Below are 18,842 nucleotides of genomic sequence, written 5' to 3' on the forward strand. Positions count from 1 at the left end.
ACAGACTCTTTTTAAACTGCGCAGTAGCGGTCCTGCATTTCTTGATCGATTAGTAGTTCGGCAGCACTGGCACGGTGCACAACAGTGCCATTGTCGATAATCACCGCACGGTCTGCGATCTCCAGAGCGAGAGCCACATTTTGTTCGACTAAAACCAACGTTTTTCCTTGCTGGCGCAGCTCGGTAAATAGCGCAAACATTTCATCGACCAGTTTGGGCATAATCCCTTCAGAGGGCTCATCAAGCAAAATGAGCTTCGGATTGCTCATCAGGGCACGTGCAATCGCTAGCATTTGCTGTTCCCCACCAGACATGGTGCTGGCTGCTTGCTTGAAGCGTTCTTTCAGGCGGGGGAAGGTTTGTGCAATTTCCTCAATACGCTCTGTCAGCTTGTACTGGCCGGGTGTCGCTGCCAGACCTAACTGCAGGTTTTCCAGGACCGTAAGTCCCGGGACGATCCTGCGTTCCTCAGGGACGTAGCCCAGACCGTAGCGGAAGCGTTGATGGGCGGGCCGGGCAAGTATTTCTTGTCCTCCGTACAAGACTGATCCTTGGACTTTCGGTACCAGGCCCATTATTGCCTTCAAGGTAGTGGTTTTGCCGGCGCCATTTCGACCAAGAATAGCTAACAGTTCACCTTCTTTAACGGAGAGGTCGATACCTTGAAGAATATGGCTGGGCCCATACCAGGCTTGGAGGCCGGTAATGTGCAGCAGCGTGTCTTGCGGTGGGCTACTAGTGGTGGGCGGCATGTTTTTCCCCTAAATAAACACGTTTGACCTCGGCATTGTTCATGATGTCGGTGGGAGGGCCCTCGGCCAGTAGGGCACCATGATGGAGGACAAGAATCCGATCACTTATATCCATGACCATCTTCATTTTGTGCTCGACTAGTGCAATGGTGCGTTGTTGGCGCAATGCCTGGATCAATTCGATAATTTGTACTGTCTCTTGTGGTCCCATGCCGGCCGTTGGTTCGTCCATTAAAAGCAGCTCTGGATCGCTGGCCAGAGCCATGGCAATCTCTAGTGCACGCTGCTCTCCATGAGATAGGGAACTAGCCAGTAAACCGGCCTTATGATCCAGTCTGACCATGGCTAGCAGTTCTGTGATGCGCTCTTGGGCCTGGGGGCGCTCATCACGTACGGTCCAGAAATTCAGGGTGGTTTTAGGAGTTTCCAAGGCTAGAAAAATATTTTCCGCCAAAGTGCTTTCCAGAAAGAGGCTCGTGATTTGATGAGACTTGGCAATACCTATATTGACAAACCGGTGCCGGGGGGTAGACCGGGTGTCTTGGCCCTTAAACAAAAGTTGACCAGTATCGGGTTTGATGGTGCCGCTCAACATGTTGAATAATGTGCTTTTCCCGGCCCCGTTGGGGCCGATAATTGAAAGCAGCTCTCCGCGTCGGATGTTAAAGCTGATGTCTCTATTGGCGACATAGCCACTGTAAGTTTTGCTCAAACCTTGGGCGGAAAGAATAATGTCGTGTGTCATGGCTTTGGCTCCGCAGGACGGCTCTGTCGTATTGCTTGAACGCCACCCCAAATACCTTTTGAGAAAAACAGTACCAGCAGCATGAACAAAATACCGCTGATCATTTGCCAGTAGTCAGTCAAGTCAGAAAGAAGGTTTTCAGCGCCTAGAAAGACAACCGCTCCTACCACCGGGCCGACAAAAGTGGCCATGCCCCCTAGTAGCACCATCATCACTACTTGCCCGGACAGGTGGACCGAGAGCGTCTCCAGGGGGACTGTTCCTATGTGATAGGCATATAGAGCTCCTGCTAAACCGGACAGCAAGCCGGAGATTGCAAAGGTGATCTGCCGAACACGTAGAACAGGCACACCGCAAGCTGCTGCACGCTGCTCATTTTGACGGATCATGGACAAGGAGCGACCCAGGGGGGTGTAGAGCAAGGCACGCAGCAGACTCAAAGCGCCCGCTACAATTGCAAAAATCAGGTAGTACTTGCTGAGTGGGTCGGAACTGGACAGTTGTAAGAATCCCCAGTCTATTTCCAAGGGGGGCACGCCTCGCAAGCCGTTGTCCCCTCCGGTCCAGTTTGGATTGCGGTAAGCGAAGAAGTACGCACATTGCGCCAATGCCAATGTGATCATGGCAAAGTAGATTCCACGCACCCGTAAGGATAAAAAAGCAAAGAGCAGGCCGATCCCCAAACCCACCAAGGCGCCAGACAGCAAAGATAGTTCCCAAGGGAGTTGGCCGTGGACAGCCGCGATGCCAGCCGCATAAGCTCCACCTCCAAACAAGGCTGCGTGTCCTAGCGATAGCATGCCGCCATAACCGAAGACTAAATTGTATGCACTGGCAAAGAGTGCAAAAATCAGCATGGAGGTAGCCAGGGATTGATGGGGAACCAGCCAGGGAAGCAGGCCCAGGAACGCCAGTGTTCCAAGCAGGTCCAGCCAGCGTCCGGATCGGTGGATGCGAGCAGCCGGTCTTGTGTCGCGGTGTGCTCTTGTAAGAATTGATGTTTGCATAATTTTTTAGCCTAAAGCCCCACGGCGCCCCAGAAGGCCTTGGGGACGCGCCAGTAACATGAGAGTCATCAGCACATAGATGGAGAGTTCTTGGAACTCGGGGGCGAACAGGGTCACAAAACTGACAACCATGCCGATCAGCAGGCCGGCCAGTACAGCGCCAGATAAGGACCCCATCCCCCCTACGACCGTTACAACGAAGGCATCAACCAGAATGGCCGAACCCATATCCGGATGGACGCCCCGCATGGGTGCAGCCAGAATTCCTGATAGGGCGGCCAGTCCTGACCCCAGGGCAAAGGCCATAAGCCAGACTCGCGAAATGTCGATGCCCAGAATGCGGATTATGGTCCCGTCTTGGGCTCCAGCGCGGATAATCAGTCCCCAACGTGTGCGCTCCAGCAGCAGCCACAACAGCAATACGAGTCCCAGACAGAGCGCGATTAGAAAGAGCCGATACCCCGGCAAGAGGCCAAACCCAAGATCAACCACCTCGCTTAGGGCCTCAGGAGTAGCAATATGGACACCCTCTCGGCCAAAAATCATGCGCACCGCATCGACGATGACGTATGCTGCCCCAAAAGTAAGCAGGAGGGGATAATCGATACCTTTGCCGTACAAGCGCCGAATCAGAAAGCGCTCAAAAAGTCCTCCAATGGCAGCCCCACCCAGAGCGGCTACAAGGAGGGCTGCAGTAAAGCTTTGCGTGTACTCCAGCGTGACAAAGCCCAGGTAGGCGCCCAGCATGTAAAAGGCTCCATGTGAGAAGTTCACCACGTTAAGCAGGCCGAAAATCAGTGTTAGTCCTACCGCTAGCAGAACATAGATGGAGCCGAGCGCCAGTCCAGCTGCAGCTTGTTGGAAAATCAGGTCTATTGTCCATTCCATAGCGCTGCCCCTATGCGGTAAAGCCCAGGCTTTCACAAGACATCAAACGATTTTCCGCCGCCTCTTCGGTTGCCAGAATCTCAAATAAATCATCGTCAGTCTTGGCTTGTTCGGGAGCTTTGGACTGCACGATAAAAACAGATTGCACTGATTGATGGTCGCAACGACGGTAAAACTGGGGACCTTTGTAGTAGTCGTACTGCATTGAGCTGAGCGTGTGAACAAGTGCGTCAGGTTCAATCGACTGAGCCTGGATTGCGGCTTTCAAGGGAGACAGGACGCTGGCATAACCCAAGGCCGCGTAATCAGATGGATTGGCACCATCCGAAATTGCACGAAATCCAGCGTTAAATTTGGCCGCGCTAGGCACCGAGTCTTCAATTCCCCAGTAGTAGCCGATGCAGCCTAAAACGTCTTCATAGACCTTATGTCCGTCCACTTGCCTGGCGGTATGCACCATAAGGGGAACAGCCAGTTTCATTTTGCGTTTCAGGCCAAACTCCCGGGCTTGCTTTAAAGCGACTTGTTGGTCTCTACCGAAATTATTGATGACCAGCAGGTCCGGTTTGAGCGCCAGAATGCGCGGGAACAATGTGGAGTAATCATTGACGCCTAAAGGGTGACGAATATCGTCGATGATTTCTGCCCCTTGCTGTTCTGCTGCGAGCCTGAAACCTGCGGCCATTTCTTGCCCATAGATATATTCGGCAGTCAGCATGACGATACGCTTGGCACCTTGTGGCACCACGTAGCGAGCCAGTGCGCCTGCAGTGGCCGTTGGTGTTAGCCCTTCATGAAACAGGTACTTGCTCCATTCAGTCGCCTGGTTTATCGAATCGGAATTGGCTATAGGGGTGTACGGTACACCTTTGGCCTTGATGACACTGTTGACCGAGAAGGCAGCTGGGCCAAAAGGACCTGCAATGAAATTAACCTTTTCCGTTTCGATCAGTTCCAGTGCGCGTGTTGCACCCTCGCCGGCATTCAGCCTGCAATCGCGTACCAGCAGTTCAGCCATGCGCCCCCCCAGGCCGCCAGCTTCATTGAATTGCTGGATAGCTAATTGGGCACCCAGCACTTCCAGGCGAGCGTCGGCGCCATAAGGGCCTGTAAGTGGAGCGATGAAACCGACCTTTATAGGTGAGTTGGCTTGTGCCCGTGCCCAGCTAGGCACGGATAAAGCCGTGAGTGAGGCCGCCGAAAACTGGAGTAATCGACGACGCTTTGGGGAGCAGAGAGCGTTCTTATCCATGAGAGGGATCCTTGAGAGCATGGGCCAGGCAACTGGAGGACTACTGAGTATTGGGTTGGTAGGGGGCAAACCGCTGTACCGCGTTTTCGGTGTACTCGACCTTAGGCTGTGTTCCGGCAATGACGTAAAGCAGCAGGGACTCTGCCTCGGGGTCGCCCTCGGTGATATTTTCAAATCCGCGGGCAATGCCGGCTGGCATGGAAATCACGTCGTAGGGGCCCAGATCTACATGCTCTTGCTCAGAGCCCTCGTTAAAGAAAAATCGCCAACGGCCTGTTAAAGGCATAAAAGTCTCGTTGGTGTCATGCACATGGGCAAAGGCACCGCAACCTGGCTTGGCACTGGCAAAGCCCAGATTAAATCCCTCATTGATTGCAATGGCTGCAGCCGCAGAGGCGGCGGAGCCGACAGGAGAAAGCCCACCCTCTTCAGGTGGAGCAAAGCCTATGACGTTCATCAGGGTTCGGACCCCCAATGGGTGATTCATATCGGGCAGTCCTGTGCTGGCACCACGCAGATCTGCGAATCTAGCGACACGGGTCAGCATCTCCTGGCGAGAGGCAACTCTGCAGGGGATGATGCGGTTGGAATTAGTGGGGTTTTGATTGTGCTCAATCATTGTCTCTTTCCTTAAAGTTTATCAAACGATAAAAAAGATTATCGTGCGATAATTTAAGTTCCGCAATTTAATTTAAATGAGGGGTTTCCCTAGCATGGCTGAGCACTTACCGCCTTCAGATACACCCAGAAAAGAGGCTGATATGCCACGGAAGCATTTGTCTGGGGTAGACCGACGAGATCAAATGGTGGAGCAGGCCATCGAGCTTTTTGCTCAAAAGGGATTTGCCTTGACGACCAGAGAGTTGGCTCGTGAGCTGCACATCACGCAACCACTGTTGTATCGATACTTTCCTAGCAAGCAGGAGCTGATTGAGCAAGTGTATGAGCGGGTGTTCTTAAGTCGCTGGAATCCGCTTTGGGAGGTCTGGCTGGCTGATCGAAGTCGTCCATTCCGGGATCGTTTGGTGCAGTACTTTGTGGACTACACCCAGGCAATATTAACTAGCGAATGGGTACGGATTTTTCTGTATGCGGGCTTGCAGGATCCGTCTTTGAACCAACGTTATCTGCAAATGCTTCATGAACGGATTTTCAGAATTCTGAGCCAGGAGTTGCATTACGACTTGGGGCGGGAGCAGGCCTTGACATCAGATCAGGCGATGCTGGAGAACGAGGCTTGGTGGGGGCTACACAGTAGTTTCTTTTATATGGGGGTACGCAAATGGGTGTATCAGCTTGAGGTGCCTGATGAACTGGATGCCGTGATTGCGTACCGTGTGGATGCTTTTTTGGACGGACTAAGGTAAAGATTTATGCGGCTAAGCCCAGTCTGTTTCAATAACCACCCTCAATAAGAGGGTGCCTGCCCCCATGCCTTGATTCGCTGGACTATAAATTGGTGCAGCTCGCGCAATAGCGGTGTGATCTGCTGGCGGCCAGCAGCCAGCAGGTAAAGGGGCGAGGCTTCAAAGCCCCAGTCTTGGCAAAGTGGAAGCAAGTGCCCTTTGGCAAGATCGTTCGCTACGTCGAAGTAGGCTTTATAGGCAATGCCTTTGCCCAATAAAGCCCAGCGCCTGACAACATCCCCATCGTTAGACACATTTACGGCTCTTACAGCTACAGTCATTGTCGGCTCACCGCCTCGTTCAAAACGCCAACGATCGTGTACGTCCTCACCTAGCATAAAACACAGGCAGTCATGGTTTTTGAGCTCATCAGGGGTCTTGGGGGTACCGTGACGACTTAGGTAAGAGGGGGCTGCACACAGCACGCGCCGATGCTGGGGGGCGATAGGCAGAGCCACCAAATTGGAGTCTGCCGGATGACCATAGCGAAAGGCTGCATCAATGGGTTCGCTGTATACATTAGCCAGCCGATCGGACAGATGCAGGCGTATGTCCACGCCCGGATTGGCATCCTGAAATTCATTTAACCAAGGCAACAGCACATTGCGCCCCAGATCGGACGGGGCGGCCAGCTTCAATTGGCCCCGGGAGCCTGGGCGGCCACTGGACAATTGCAGGCTGGCTTGCTGCAAGGCGGACAGGGCGGGACGACATTGAGCCAGAAACACTTCGCCTTCAGAGGTCAGCCGCAAATGGCGCGTGGAGCGCAGAAAAAGCTGTACACCCACTTCTGATTCGAGGCGTTTGATTGCCGCACTGGCGGCTGCCGGTGTTATGCCCAAACCTCGTGCCGTGGCGGACAGACTGGCGTTGTCAGCGGTGCGAACAAAAATTTCCAGATCTTGCAGTGCTTTCATAACGTGCCTCGCTGGGCTGGGTTTTTATGCTGAAAAGCTAATTAATGGAATTAATTATGACGCTATTTTCAACGTATTTTTGAATATCGTTTCAAGCAAAAGCCTGTTTTTCTAAAGATCCTGAAAAGGCACACTGTGATCCACATTTTCATTTTCTTGATGAGGCATACAAATCATGGGTCTAGCAACATCTACTTTGTTTTCGGCATTGAAAGTGGGCAGCTTGCAGTTGCCTAACCGTATCGTGATGGCTCCCATGACACGTAGCCGCACTGATCAGCCAGGAGATATTCCGAATGCGCTGATGGCCCAGTATTACGCTCAGCGTGCCAGTGCAGGCTTGTTAATTAGCGAAGCGACGCAGATTTCGCGACAAGGGCAAGGCTACAGCTTTACTCCCGGCATCTACACCCAGCAGCAGGTGCAGGGCTGGCGCTTGGTAACAGATGCTGTGCACCAAGCAGGTGGCCGGATTGTCTTGCAACTGTGGCATGTGGGTCGGATGTCTCATGCCAGCTTTCATGCAGATGGTCAGACTGTGGCCCCTTCCGCCTTGTCTCCCCAGGCTCAGGTTTGGGTAGTGGGGGAGGACGGGGTGGGGCGGATGCTGGATTGCCCCGTACCGCGCGCCCTGAGCGAGCAAGAGATTGCAGCTGTGATTAAGGACTACCGCCAGGCGGCCGCCAAGGCCATGCAAGCGGGATTTGATGGCGTGGAAATCCATGGTGCCAATGGCTACCTGATTGATCAGTTCCTGCGCACCACATCCAATCACCGTGAAGATGCGTATGGGGGCAGTGTGGAGAACCGTATTCGTTTTGCCACAGAGGTGGTCGAAGCAGTAGCGGCAGAGATAGGAGCAGAGCGCACGGGTATCCGTCTGGCCCCCTTTATTACGCAGCGAGCCATGAACTGCCCCGAAATCATTCCAACGATCTTGCAGTTGGCCAAGGGATTGGACGGCAAGGGTCTGGCCTACATTCACTTGTCAGAGGCTGATTGGGATGATGCCCCTGAGATTCCTGATGATTTTCGCCATGCCTTGCGTGCCCACTTTTCGGGTCGAATTATGGTTGCGGGCAAATATGACGCACACAGAGCCGAGAAGATTGTAAAGAGTGGCCTGGCTGATCTGGTGGCGTTTGGTCGCCCCTTTATCGCCAATCCGGATTTGCCTGCACGCTTGCGTGATCAGCTTCCCTTGGCAAGCTTCGATCCACAAACCTTGTTTGGGGGTGGCGCACACGGGTATACCGATTATCCGAGCATGGCCTAAGACAGGTCATTGATTTTTATAAGGAAAAAAGATGAAAGCGATTGCGTATAAAGCGCCCCAAGCGATAGAGCTGCCTGAGTCCCTGATGGATATTGAGTTGCCCGACCCGGTGGCCACAGGCCGCGACTTGCTGGTCCAGGTAAAAGCGGTGTCCGTCAACCCGGTCGATACCAAGGTGCGACAGCGTGGTGGGCCGGATGCCGGGCAGCAGTACAAGGTGTTGGGCTGGGATGCCAGTGGCATTGTGAAGGCGGTTGGCCCTGAGGTCCGCTTGTTCAAACCGGGTGATCGCGTCTGGTATGCCGGTTCGATTGCGCGTCCGGGCACGAACAGCCAACTGCATCTGGTCGATGAGCGCATCGTGGCGCATGCACCCAAATCGCTGGATTTTGCCGCAGCAGCCGCTTTGCCCCTGACCACCATCACTGCCTGGGAAATGCTGTTTGACCGTCTGGGGATCGCACCTGGCAAGGCTCCCAGCGGCAAGAGCCTGCTGATTGTAGGGGCGTCCGGTGGAGTGGGCTCCATCATGACGCAACTGGCATCCCGCCTGACTTCCTTGACCGTGATTGGCACCGCTTCCCGCCCCGAAACCCAGGCCTGGGTGCGTGAACTGGGTGCCCACCATGTGATTGATCACAGCAAGCCCTTGACTGACGAGCTGGAGCGTATCGGCTACCCGCAAGTGGACTATGTCGTCAGTCTGACGCATACCGATCAGCACTTTGAGCAGATTGTTCAGGCCATCGCCCCGCAAGGAAAGTTTGGCCTGATTGATGATCCCGCCAGTCTGGATGTCAGCCAGCTCAAGCGCAAATCTGTGTCCTTGCATTGGGAGTTCATGTTTACCCGCTCCTTGTTTGGCACGGACGACATGCTGGCCCAGCATCGCTTGTTGAGCGAAGTCGCTGACCTGATTGATGCCGGTCTGATCCGCACAACCTTGACCGAGCGTTTTGGCAGTATCAATGCCAGCAATCTGAAAAAAGCCCATGCCTTGCTGGAGTCGGGTAAAGCACGTGGCAAGCTGGTGCTGGAGGGGTGGGACGCGTAAACCGCTTATTGTGTTTTGAGCCACCAACCCGCGTTGCCATATGGCCACAGCGGGTTTTTGGTGGTTTGAATTAAACGGTTTCCAGGCTTTATTTGCATTAATGTGCTTGCTCGGAGGTTGTCCCTGGGGCGTTTACTACATGGGACGTCTTGTGTATTGCCCACGCCTGGAGCCCAAGCTCATGTCCGCGATTTTGAAAACCCTGTTCAGTGCTGGTGTCTTGCTAGCGGCTTCGGCCAGCGCCCACGCCTACCAGACTGAAATTATCTACAACAAGAAAGGGGAAGCGGCCTTTGAACTGCGGGTCTTTGGCCCTCAGGATGGTCCTTATGGCAATATTGGGCCGTCGGCCTTTGATGTGGACGAAAACGGCCGCCGCAAGATTCGTGCGGCGCTGGAGCGCTGGGCTGAAATCCTGATTCTGCCGCCGAATTACCGTCCCGGCGTTGTCCATCTGGGCACCTTCGCGGCGCCCGGTGCCTCTGCCAGCAGCGATCCCTGGTTGATGGCGGGTGATCCGGTGGCGGTTTCCATGCTGCAGGCCGCTCTGTTCAATGCCTTGTCGCCAGAGGACTACGACAGCCCCCATGGGATTATCAATATCGGGCTGATGCCCTTTGATACGGCCCCGGTCAATCCCAGCCAATTACCCTTGACGGGTCAGGCGGACTATAACGGGGTCATTTTTCACGAGTTGGCGCATGCCCTGGGTTTGGGGAATGTGGTTGCCGACAGGAATGGGCCTGGCACAGGTACACCGCAGTTTGCTCCTTTCCTGAATCGGTGGGCGGCGGGTTTGCGGGATGACAATGGCAATCCGGCCCGCCCTGAGCAGAACATTCTGTGTACGCCTTGCAGTCATCCCTATGATGCGCAGGCCTTCGATCTGCGCAAGGATCAGGGCTACTTTACCGGCCAGCATGTGCAGGAGGTGTTGGGTGATGCCATGCCCGGCGTCCCGGTCAGCATTCTGACTTTTCATGACAATCCTGCTGCCGGTATAGACACGGATTACATGAGTCACAGCGAGTTGCGCAACAGCCTGATGAGCCATCAACGTTACCGCAATTACACCAACTTCATGGAAGCTGAAATCGCGGTGATGCAGGATCTGGGCTTGCAGATCGACCGGCGTAATTTCTATGGTTATTCGGTTTACGGGGATGACGTCACTCTGGTCAATCAGAATGGTTTCTTTGCGCGTAATGCCGAGGGTACAGCGTATCTGCCGGGGCAGTACAACACCGCGACTCAGGGCCTGGGCCTGCACATTTATGGCCAGCGCAATACGATTACCCAAGCGGCGGATTTGCTTGGCGCCGGCCCTGGCGGTATAGGCGTGCGGGTGGACGGTAGTGAAAACACACTGATTATTCCGGCCTCCACACGTATCCATGCCCAGGGCTGGGTTGGTCGTGGTCTGCAGTTCAGCTATGGTCGTAATCACACGATCGTGCAGCAGGGCGAAGTGCGTGCGCAGGGTGAGGACGGGGTGGCGGCCTTGTTTGATTTTGGCAATAACGCCAGGGGCAATCAGGATGGTTATCATGGTTCATGGCAATGGTTCTCGCCGTTGGAGAACAAGCCGCTTGGCTATGTGCCCCAGATTTTGCAGGGCGCCCTTATCAAGGATTACCATTTAGCCGGTCTCTTGTCGGGCAAGAAAGCCGCTATCCAGATTTCCAGCAATGCACAGGTTGAGAATATCAACATCATGCAAGGTGCCCGGATTCAGGGCGATATCCTGTCTGACTATTCCACTCGTCAAAGCAACGGCGAGCTGTTTGTCACCCATTTGAATTTTGGGCAGAAGGCAGATGAGCAAGGGCGTGCCACGCTAGAGGCCGATCCTGATTTCCGCCTGCGTTATGACGGCAATATTCAGGGCGCGGACAACTTGGCCGTGGTGATTGCAGGGGGCGAAAGCTCGCTCAATGGCCAGCATCAACTGCATGGTCTGCGTGTGGATGCAGGCGCTACGCTGAGCGGCAATAGCAGCTACGCCATCAATCCGGAAGGTAATTTCAGTAACCACGGCACCTTGAGCCCGGGTAACTCCTTTGGTCAGATGACGATTCAAGGCGATTTCGTTCAGGCTCCTGAAGGCCGGGTATTGATCGAAGCCGACACGCGTCAGCATGACCGGATTGAAGTGCAAGGTCTGGCTCAACTGGCTGGTGAATTGAAGCTGCAATTGCAGCCTGACTGGTATGCCGATGGCTGGTCCTTGAGCCAGAACACGGTCTTTCAGGCCACACAGACCCAGGGTGGTTTTGATCTGCTGACTGCCAGCCTGAATTCGCCCAGCCTGAGCGTGCACGTGAATAACGCTGGCTGGTCGGTCAGCCGTCAGGCAACGGCTTATTCGCCCTACGCAGGCAATCCGAATGCGGGTGCCGTGGGCCGCAGTCTGGAGCAGGCTTCCACTGACAATCAGCGTCCCTTGGCCTCTGTCTACCAGGCTTTGGACTTCTCCGCAGCGGATGGCAGCGAGATTGGTGACGCACTCAATCAGTTAAGTGCTGGTGCTTATGGGGCTCAATTGGCGGCCAGCTTGCGTCGCGAGCAGTTGGTGTCCGAGCAACTGCGTCAGCGCCCTGGCCTGGGCAAGGATGGCTGGCAGACTTTCATCCAGCCTTTTGGTGGCCGTTATCACTGGCAGTTAAGCAGCAATGATGTAGACCACCGCAGCCAGACTTATGGTGTCGTGTTCGGTGCGGAACATCGCGCTGCAGGCAGCGATTGGAGTTGGGGTGCCCATGCGACTGCCAATGAGCAAAGCTTGAATATAGATGCCCCTTATCAGGCCAAGAGCACGCTGACGGGGTTGGGTGCCGGTGTGCATGCCTTGTACCGTGCGGATGCTCGTGAGGGCTGGAAAGGCTTGGCGCAAGTCCGTATGGGCCTGGAGCAGGGTAAATTGAACCGACGCATTGCGTTTTCTGATTATCAGGCCAATCCCAAATCTGACTGGACGGGCCATACCTTCGCTGCAGGCGTGCAGACGGCCTATCACTGGCCCTTGGGTGAAGCAGGCAGCATAGGTCCAGTGCTGGCCCTGGATTACCTGCGTTACAGTCGCCCCGGTTTAGGTGAAGAGGGTGATGCAGGTAGCCGCTTGCAGCTGGATTCGACCCGCGCCCAGTCCTTGCAAGCGTCGCTGGGCTTGGCTGTTAGCCAGGCTTGGGAATTGAAACAGGGCCGTCGTTTGAAGGCTGAGGTTTCGGCTTCGTGGGAGCAGGCTTTGCTGGGCCGCAAGCAGACGCAGTACGCACAGTTTGAGGCCTCGCCACAGACGGGCTTTGATGGTCGCTATGCACGGGTAGACAATCATGCGTTGGCCTTGCGCGCAGGATTGACGCTGCAAAGCTCCGAGCGCTTGCGTCTGGGGGTATCGGCGGGGACCCGTTTGCTGGGCAATAGCCGGGCAGATATTTCGGGGAGTGTGTCGCTGAACTGGGCGTTCTAGGCTGGATTAGCCGGGGTTTTGAAGGGCTATCTGTTAGCCATGACTATTTGCTAGGGAACTGCCGGATTGATTCTGGCAGCTCCGTAAATTGGATCACGCTAGCCCCGTTGAAGGCCTTCAGGCGGCCTGGCGGCTGTTCTCGAACCAGTCCCACAGTGCCTGACGCTCCGGCTCCAGTTCCACCGCCAGGCCACCTGTAAACTCACGCCATGCAGGCAGGTAGGTGTGGGCCACAACAGTCAGCACCGGGTAGCCCTGGTCGATCAAGGCCAGGATCTCGTTGTTGAAGCCCTGGCCGTCCGCTTCCATGATTCCAAAGCGATTCACAATCACCAGATCAGCCGGGCTTTCCAGCGCCTGCCGCAGTACTTCGCTGGCTTCCAGCAAGGCACCAATGTCCAGGCAACAGGCGGTGGATTCCGACCCCAGGTTCTGGGTAATGGGATACAGCGTGCCCTTGTCCAGATCCTGTACCGTGCGCAGGCTATGGTCTTCCTTCTGAATTTCCGGACCTTGCACCAGACCACAGACGCGATAGTTCTTCGCGCGCAATTCCTGCACGAATTCCAGTAGCAAGGCGTCGGCACTGCCTTTGCCTGCGTGCACGATGGCCGCAAGGGCAAGAGGCGGGGAATTGGTGTCCATCGGGATGTGGCTCCGGGCAGTAGAAAGAGAAGGCAAGGCTCTTTGTACACGCATTTGGCCTGGGCTGGAAAGCGGAAAAACCTCTGTGCTGCTGGCCGGTGTTTGGCCTTGGTGGGTAGCAGGCTTGTTGTTTAAGGTTCAAGTCTCGAAGCCTTTCTGCTTGAACAGCGGATGGAACTGTTGCGAAAGCCGCTTGCTGCTTTGCTATACGGGCTTGTCTGGCTATGGCGTGGTTCTGTTCCATGAGACAATTCATGCACTTTTAGTGACTGATGGGATATTCGATTGGACAAGACTTTTGTTAAGGGCCTGGTGCTCCTGGAAGCCCTGGCCAAGCACGAACGCGGTTCGGGTGTCACCGAACTGGCCAATCAATTGATGCTCAATAAAAGCAATGTGCATCGCCTGTTGCAGGCCCTGGTTCACCAGGGCTTTGCACGCAAGAATGAAGATACGGGTCGCTACGAGCTGACCATGAAGCTCTGGGAGCTGGGCTCGGGCCTGGCCAACCGTCTGGATGTGCGGGTGGAAGCCTTGTCTTTCATGAAAGAGCTGGCCGAGCAAACCCAGGAGACGGTGCATTTGTCGTTGCTGGACGGAGTCGAGGTGCTGTATATCGAAAAGATAGACAGCCCGCAGCCCGTGCGCGCCTACACCACGGTGGGTGGTCGCTCGCCTGCGCAATGTGTGGCTACCGGCAAGGCCATGCTGGCATGGGCCAGTGAAGACACCTTGAATCTGGTCAAGAACCGCCTCAAGCCTTATACGCCTCGCAGTCTGGTCAAGTTTGGTGATTTGCGCCGAGAGTTGGAGCAGGTGCGTGAACAGGGCTATGCCATTAACCGTGGCGAATGGCGTGAGCAGGTCGTGGGGGCGGCTGCGCCTATTTACGATAGTCGTGGAATGGTGGTGGCGGCTTTGGGTATTTCCGGGCCTGCGGAACGTCTGGAGGAAGCCCGGCTGGTTCAGGCCGGTAAAACCTTGATGACGGCAGCGGCACAGATCTCGCGCCGTTTGGGCTATAGCGGCCGTTAAGCTGCTACAGCCCCCGTCAGCTTGTCCGGGCTGCAAGAAGCCGCCCGGATGCCAATTGCCCCCAAAATCTGGATGCGTCTCCAGTTTTTGGGGGCAGTTCCATTCAGGAATGAAAGTTCAAGATTTTGCGGCTTGCCGGAAGGCCGCAATTCTTTGTTTGAGGCCGGGTGCGGAAGCAGAGCGTACCAAGGCTGTCATATCCCGATCAGCTTGTTGTGGGCAGCCCGTTAACTGATGCAGATAGGTGCGACTGGTGGCGTCCAGCAAGCCCGCAGTCTGTTGAGCCTGCTCGATGACAGCAGGCCATGCATCGGGCTCTTGTATGCCGTTAATAAAACCCAGCTGCTCCGCTTTGGCAGCATCAAAAACCTGGCTTCCTGCCAGAAGTTGATGAGCCTGCTGGCCGCCGATCAGGGCAGCCAGCCTGCCTGTTCCCAGTGCCAGACCAAACTGCAATCCGGGCATGCGAAAGCGGGCATCGGCACTGGCGATACGTTGACGACAAACAGCAATCAAATCCACCCCGGCGCCGAAGTTCTGCCCATGCGCCAGGGCCAGGGTGGCGCAAGGCGTATGGGCCAGCATTTGCAGCAGGGTTTCGATGCGGATAAAGCGCAGTACCAGGTCCCCTTCGCTTTGTTGCTCGTAGTCGCTGAAGTCAAAACCGGCACTGAAATTGCGGCCTTCACCGCGCAATATCAGCAGATCCGCCTGGGCCTTTTCTGCGGCCTGCACGGCCGCGATCAAGGCTTCGACCAGATCGGCCGACAAGGCATTGCGCTTGTCAGGCCGGTTCAGCGTCAGTGTCCAGACTTTGCCCGCGCAGTCCACGTTCAGGTCGGGACTGCTGCTGCAATACGGCTCTGTCATGGGGTAACTCCGTGCAAGATGCTGTCGTTATGTTCGCCCAATGCCGGGGGGGCCATACGGACGGGCAAGCCCACTCCATTGATACGCAGGGGCGAGACAAAGGTGCGCGTCTCGGTGTCTGTGCCCGGCAGGCGAATGTTTTGCACCCACTCCATGTGCTCGACCTGCGGGTCTCGCAGCACGTCGGAATAGCGGTTGATGGGACTGCAGGGTACGCCTTGGGCACGGAATTGCGTCAGCCAATGTTCGGAGTCGTGCTGCGCAAAAATAGCTTCCAGCAGTTCACGCAAGGCGTCTTGATGTTTGGCGCGCAGGGTGGTGCTGGTGAAACGCTCGTCCTCGGTCAGGTCCGGGCGTTCTACAACCTGACAGACGGAGCGCCACAGCGCATCGTTGCCCGCTGCCATGGCGAAGTAACCGCCTTTGCACTGGAACGCCTGGTAGGGGGCATTACGGGGGTGGGCGGAACCCAGCTTGTCCGGGTCGCGACCACTGCCGAAATACTCTGAGGTTTGCAGTGCGGCGATGGCCAAGGTGGTCCCCAACATGGGCACATCGATATGTGCGCCCTGACCGGTGGCGCGGGCTTGAGGCAAGGCGGCACTGATGGCAAACGCCGCATACAAACCGGCCGCAAAGTCCGCCAGTGGAACTCCGCATTTAACGGGGGCGCCACCTGCTTCGCCCGTCACGCTCATCACGCCGCTCATGGCCTGAATCGTCAGGTCAAAACCGCCTTCTTGCGAGCGGGGGCCGCTTTGTCCATAGGCGGAAATTGAGCAATACAGCAGTCTGGGATTAATAGCTTTCAGACTTTCGTAGTCCAGTCCCAAACGCTGCATGACGCCGGGCCGGTTGTTCTCCAGCAAGACGTCGGCATCCAGCACCAGTTGGCGTGCCTTGGCTACATCTTCAGGGTTCTTCAAGTCCAGCGTGACCGAGCGCTTATTGCGGTTCAGCGAAGCGAAGTTCTCGCTATACCCTTGGTTGATGGGCGGCCAGCTTCGCAAGGTGTCACCGCCTTTGGGGTGTTCGATCTTGATGACGTCAGCCCCCATATCGGCCAACAACATACCGCAGTACGGGCCAGCGGCCACATTGCAAAATTCCAGTATCCGAACCCCGTTCAGGGGCAATGTCGTATCCATGAATCAGCTCCAGAGCATGATAGGTAGATGGGGGCCGACAGGGCCTTATGCGTTCACATCAACCACGATGCGGCCGCGTACCTTGCCTTCCAGTAACTGGCCGGCCTGATCAATGGCTTGGGAAAGTGTGATGGTGCTGGCGCCGATGCGCTCCAGGGCTTCGATAGACAAATGCTTGGCCAGCAAGTCCCAGGCCGCCAGTCGCTCGGGTTTGGGGCAATGGACGCTGTCCACCCCAATCAATTGCACACCACGCAGAATGAAGGGGGCCACGGAAGCGGGGAAATCCATGCCTTGGGCCAGACCGCAAGCGGCGACTGCACCCAGGTATTGTGTGCCTGCGCAGACATTGGCCAGGGTATGGCTGCCTACGCTGTCGATGGCTCCGGCCCAGCGCTCCTTGCCCAGTGGTTTGCCCGGTTCGCTCAAGGTGTTGCGGTCCACAATCTCGCTGGCGCCCAGCGCCTTCAGATAGCTTTCTTCCTGAGGTCGGCCTGTGCTGGCCATGACGGTGTAGCCCAGGGCATGCAGCAGGGCCACGCTGACACTGCCCACGCCACCCGCGGCACCTGTCACCAGAATCGGGCCCTTGTCAGGCGTGACGCCTTGGCGCTGCAAGGCACGCACGCTCAGTGCAGCGGTATAGCCGGCGGTGCCTATCATCATGGCTTGCTTGGTGGAGAAAGCGTCGGGCAGGGGAATCAGCCAATCGCCTTTCACGCGTGCTTGCTGTGCCAGACCGCCCCAATGGACCTCACCCAAGCCCCAGCCGTTAAGCACCACTTTCTGGCCGGACTTGAAATTCGGGTCGCTGCTGTCGGTCACTGTGCCAGCAAAGTCGATGCCGGGCACCATGGGGAACTGGCGCACTACGGGGGATTTACCCGTCATGGCCAGGCCGTCTTTGAAATTCAGGGTGGAGTAGTCGATGCGGACGGTAACCTGGCCTTCGGGCAGGGCGGACTCGTCCAGGGATTGCAGGCTGGCTTTGTATTGGCCGTCGGTTTTGTCGATGACGATGGCAGAGAACATGAGTGAATTCCTTCGATCAGTTAAGGGTTTGTGTTCTGATATTTGGAACAGCGTTCTTCAAATTGACATGGAAAAGCAGTGTTTTCATTTTATCCAGAAGCTCGTTGCGGTCAAGCCCAATGCGACCAGATGATCGAACTGGGGAAATCCCGAAGGGGTTTAATAGTTGACACCTGAAATCAAATATCCCACTATTTGAACCGTTGTCCTAAGTTGCTTGTGTTGTTGCTGTCTGTTGTATTCAAGCCGTTCTCACGGCATTTTTAATATCAAAAACAAGAACAGCGTTCTATATATTGGAACAAAAAGAGAGGAAAACTCTCACACAGGAGGCAAGGATCATGTTCAGTTCTTTTTTTTCGCGCACAGGGTTTCTACGCACAGTGCTGGTCTCGGGACTGGCGGCAGTCAGCAGCTTTTCTGCTCCGGCTGCCATCGCGGCCGATACCTATCCCAGCCGTGAAGTGACCTTTGTGGTTCCCTATCCCCCAGGTGGTAACAGCGACAATCTGGCGCGTCTGTTTGCCGACCGTCTGCGCGTCAAGCTTGGTGTTCCCATCGTGATTGAAAACCGGCCCGGCGGCACCACCTCGCTGGGCACGTCTATTGTGGGTCGCGCCAAACCCGATGGCTACACCTTGTTGCTGGCCACCAGCACCGCCTTTACCGTGCTGCCCTATATACGAGACGTGCCTTATGACCCGATCAAGGGCTTTGATTTTGTAGGCAGTCTGGCCGGTTACCTTCCCATCATGACGGTGCGCAATGATTTGCCCGTCTCCAATTTGAAAGAGTTTGTCGAGCTGGCCCGCAAGGAGCCCGGCACCTTGACCTATGGTTCGGCAGGTATAGCGTCTGGCGGTCATTTGGCGGGAGAGATTCTGGAAAAAGCCGAGAAACTGGACTTGCTGCATGTGCCGTTCAAAGGCTCGGCAGACACCATGACGGCCTTGATGGGCAATCACATCGATTTCTTTATTGATGGAGTCGGGCTGGAGCTGGTGAAGAGCGGCAAGGCCAAAGCCCTGGTGACCTATGCCAGCGTGCGTCATCCCGAATTGCCGGATGTGCCCACACCGAAAGAAGCCGGTTTTGATCTGGCCCTGCCTTTTGAAGGGTTCTGGGGGCTGGCGGTGCCGGCTGGCACCCCTGACGATGTCATGAAGAAGCTGGCCAAGGCTACCGAAGAAATTCTGGCCGAGCCGCAGACTCAAGAGCGTTTCCACCGCATCAGTGTCAGTGCCAGCTGGAAAGACGGCGATGCGTATGCCAAGGATCTGGAGCAGAGTCGGGCTTATTACAGCGAGCTGCTCAAGACCATCAAGATGAGCGATGACTAAACGCTC

Annotated in this window: 17 protein-coding genes; 6 read left to right on the forward strand and 11 right to left on the reverse strand. The window is 55.7% G+C overall.

Translation table 11 applies throughout. The features are described from left to right. Window positions 1–11: 11 nt before the first annotated feature. The 6 genes from WFM49_RS15985 to WFM49_RS16010 form a co-directional block, all read right to left on the reverse strand. The gene (locus WFM49_RS15985; RefSeq protein ID WP_009460732.1) at window positions 12–752 is read right to left on the reverse strand and encodes an ABC transporter ATP-binding protein; all 741 of its coding nucleotides are present in this window, start codon (window positions 750–752) and stop codon (window positions 12–14) included. Then, a complete protein-coding gene (locus WFM49_RS15990; protein ID WP_009460734.1) occupies window positions 736–1,497 on the reverse strand; it encodes an ABC transporter ATP-binding protein in 762 nt (253 codons plus the stop codon). The genes WFM49_RS15985 and WFM49_RS15990 overlap by 17 nt, the downstream gene beginning before the upstream one ends. Next, window positions 1,494–2,354, reverse strand: coding sequence for a branched-chain amino acid ABC transporter permease (locus WFM49_RS15995; protein WP_009460736.1), 861 nt, complete (start codon window positions 2,352–2,354; stop codon window positions 1,494–1,496). Before WFM49_RS15995 ends, WFM49_RS15990 begins: the two co-directional genes overlap by 4 nt. Before the next feature lie 156 nt (window positions 2,355–2,510). Then, entirely contained in the window at window positions 2,511–3,392 is an 882-nt protein-coding gene (locus tag WFM49_RS16000) for a branched-chain amino acid ABC transporter permease (protein WP_336974265.1), read from the reverse strand. A 10-nt stretch (window positions 3,393–3,402) separates the two neighbouring features. Further along, window positions 3,403–4,644 (reverse strand): ABC transporter substrate-binding protein, encoded by a 1,242-nt coding sequence (locus WFM49_RS16005; RefSeq protein WP_031233034.1) that lies wholly within the window; start codon window positions 4,642–4,644, stop codon window positions 3,403–3,405. A gap of 40 nt (window positions 4,645–4,684) precedes the next feature. Next, a complete protein-coding gene (locus WFM49_RS16010; protein ID WP_009460742.1) occupies window positions 4,685–5,263 on the reverse strand; it encodes a cupin 2 protein in 579 nt (192 codons plus the stop codon). Window positions 5,264–5,405: 142 nt separating this feature from the next. On the opposite strand from WFM49_RS16010, the gene WFM49_RS16015 reads away from it, so the two are divergent. Beyond that, the gene (locus WFM49_RS16015) at window positions 5,406–6,011 is read left to right on the forward strand and encodes a TetR/AcrR family transcriptional regulator (protein WP_022983581.1); all 606 of its coding nucleotides are present in this window, start codon (window positions 5,406–5,408) and stop codon (window positions 6,009–6,011) included. 41 nt (window positions 6,012–6,052) lie between these two features. Here WFM49_RS16015 and WFM49_RS16020 read toward each other — a convergent pair whose 3' ends face one another. Further along, window positions 6,053–6,967, reverse strand: a complete 915-nt coding sequence (locus tag WFM49_RS16020; RefSeq protein ID WP_336974269.1) for a LysR family transcriptional regulator — start codon at window positions 6,965–6,967, stop codon at window positions 6,053–6,055. A 175-nt stretch (window positions 6,968–7,142) separates the two neighbouring features. Between WFM49_RS16020 and WFM49_RS16025 the strand changes: the two genes are divergently transcribed. The 3 genes from WFM49_RS16025 to WFM49_RS16035 all read left to right on the forward strand — a co-directional run bounded on the left by WFM49_RS16025 (window position 7,143) and on the right by WFM49_RS16035 (window position 12,766). After that, on the forward strand, window positions 7,143–8,243 hold the full coding sequence (locus WFM49_RS16025) for an alkene reductase (RefSeq protein WP_250756090.1): 1,101 nt from the start codon (window positions 7,143–7,145) through the stop codon (window positions 8,241–8,243). A 31-nt stretch (window positions 8,244–8,274) separates the two neighbouring features. Further along, on the forward strand, window positions 8,275–9,297 hold the full coding sequence (locus WFM49_RS16030) for a zinc-binding alcohol dehydrogenase family protein (protein ID WP_250756089.1): 1,023 nt from the start codon (window positions 8,275–8,277) through the stop codon (window positions 9,295–9,297). 181 nt (window positions 9,298–9,478) lie between these two features. After that, complete coding sequence (locus tag WFM49_RS16035) at window positions 9,479–12,766, forward strand: autotransporter outer membrane beta-barrel domain-containing protein (protein WP_336974273.1); 3,288 nt, start codon at window positions 9,479–9,481, stop codon at window positions 12,764–12,766. A gap of 117 nt (window positions 12,767–12,883) precedes the next feature. Here WFM49_RS16035 and WFM49_RS16040 read toward each other — a convergent pair whose 3' ends face one another. Beyond that, window positions 12,884–13,411: a DUF2478 domain-containing protein gene (locus tag WFM49_RS16040; RefSeq protein WP_336974275.1), complete on the reverse strand. Its 528-nt coding sequence runs from the start codon at window positions 13,409–13,411 to the stop codon at window positions 12,884–12,886. Between the two features lie 285 nt (window positions 13,412–13,696). On the opposite strand from WFM49_RS16040, the gene WFM49_RS16045 reads away from it, so the two are divergent. Then, complete coding sequence (locus tag WFM49_RS16045) at window positions 13,697–14,446, forward strand: IclR family transcriptional regulator (protein ID WP_250756086.1); 750 nt, start codon at window positions 13,697–13,699, stop codon at window positions 14,444–14,446. Between the two features lie 117 nt (window positions 14,447–14,563). Here WFM49_RS16045 and WFM49_RS16050 read toward each other — a convergent pair whose 3' ends face one another. From WFM49_RS16050 to acuI, 3 genes are read right to left on the reverse strand one after another with little or no spacing between them, the layout of a single operon-like run. Then, window positions 14,564–15,316 carry an enoyl-CoA hydratase/isomerase family protein gene (locus WFM49_RS16050; RefSeq protein ID WP_336974278.1) on the reverse strand — a complete coding sequence of 251 codons (753 nt, stop codon included), beginning with the start codon at window positions 15,314–15,316 and terminating at the stop codon, window positions 14,564–14,566. After that, entirely contained in the window at window positions 15,313–16,464 is a 1,152-nt protein-coding gene (locus WFM49_RS16055; RefSeq protein WP_336974280.1) for a CaiB/BaiF CoA transferase family protein, read from the reverse strand. Before WFM49_RS16055 ends, WFM49_RS16050 begins: the two co-directional genes overlap by 4 nt. 45 nt (window positions 16,465–16,509) lie before the next feature. Next, on the reverse strand, window positions 16,510–17,496 hold the full coding sequence (acuI, locus tag WFM49_RS16060) for an acrylyl-CoA reductase (NADPH) (RefSeq protein ID WP_336974283.1): 987 nt from the start codon (window positions 17,494–17,496) through the stop codon (window positions 16,510–16,512). A gap of 341 nt (window positions 17,497–17,837) precedes the next feature. Here acuI and WFM49_RS16065 point away from each other — a divergent pair, with 341 nt between their 5' ends. Continuing rightward, window positions 17,838–18,836, forward strand: a complete 999-nt coding sequence (locus tag WFM49_RS16065; protein WP_137430679.1) for a Bug family tripartite tricarboxylate transporter substrate binding protein — start codon at window positions 17,838–17,840, stop codon at window positions 18,834–18,836. Window positions 18,837–18,842 lie beyond the last annotated feature (6 nt).

Source organism: Alcaligenes sp. PF14, assembly GCF_037150615.1.
In the GTDB taxonomy this organism is placed as follows: Bacteria; Pseudomonadota; Gammaproteobacteria; order Burkholderiales; family Burkholderiaceae_B; genus Alcaligenes; species Alcaligenes phenolicus.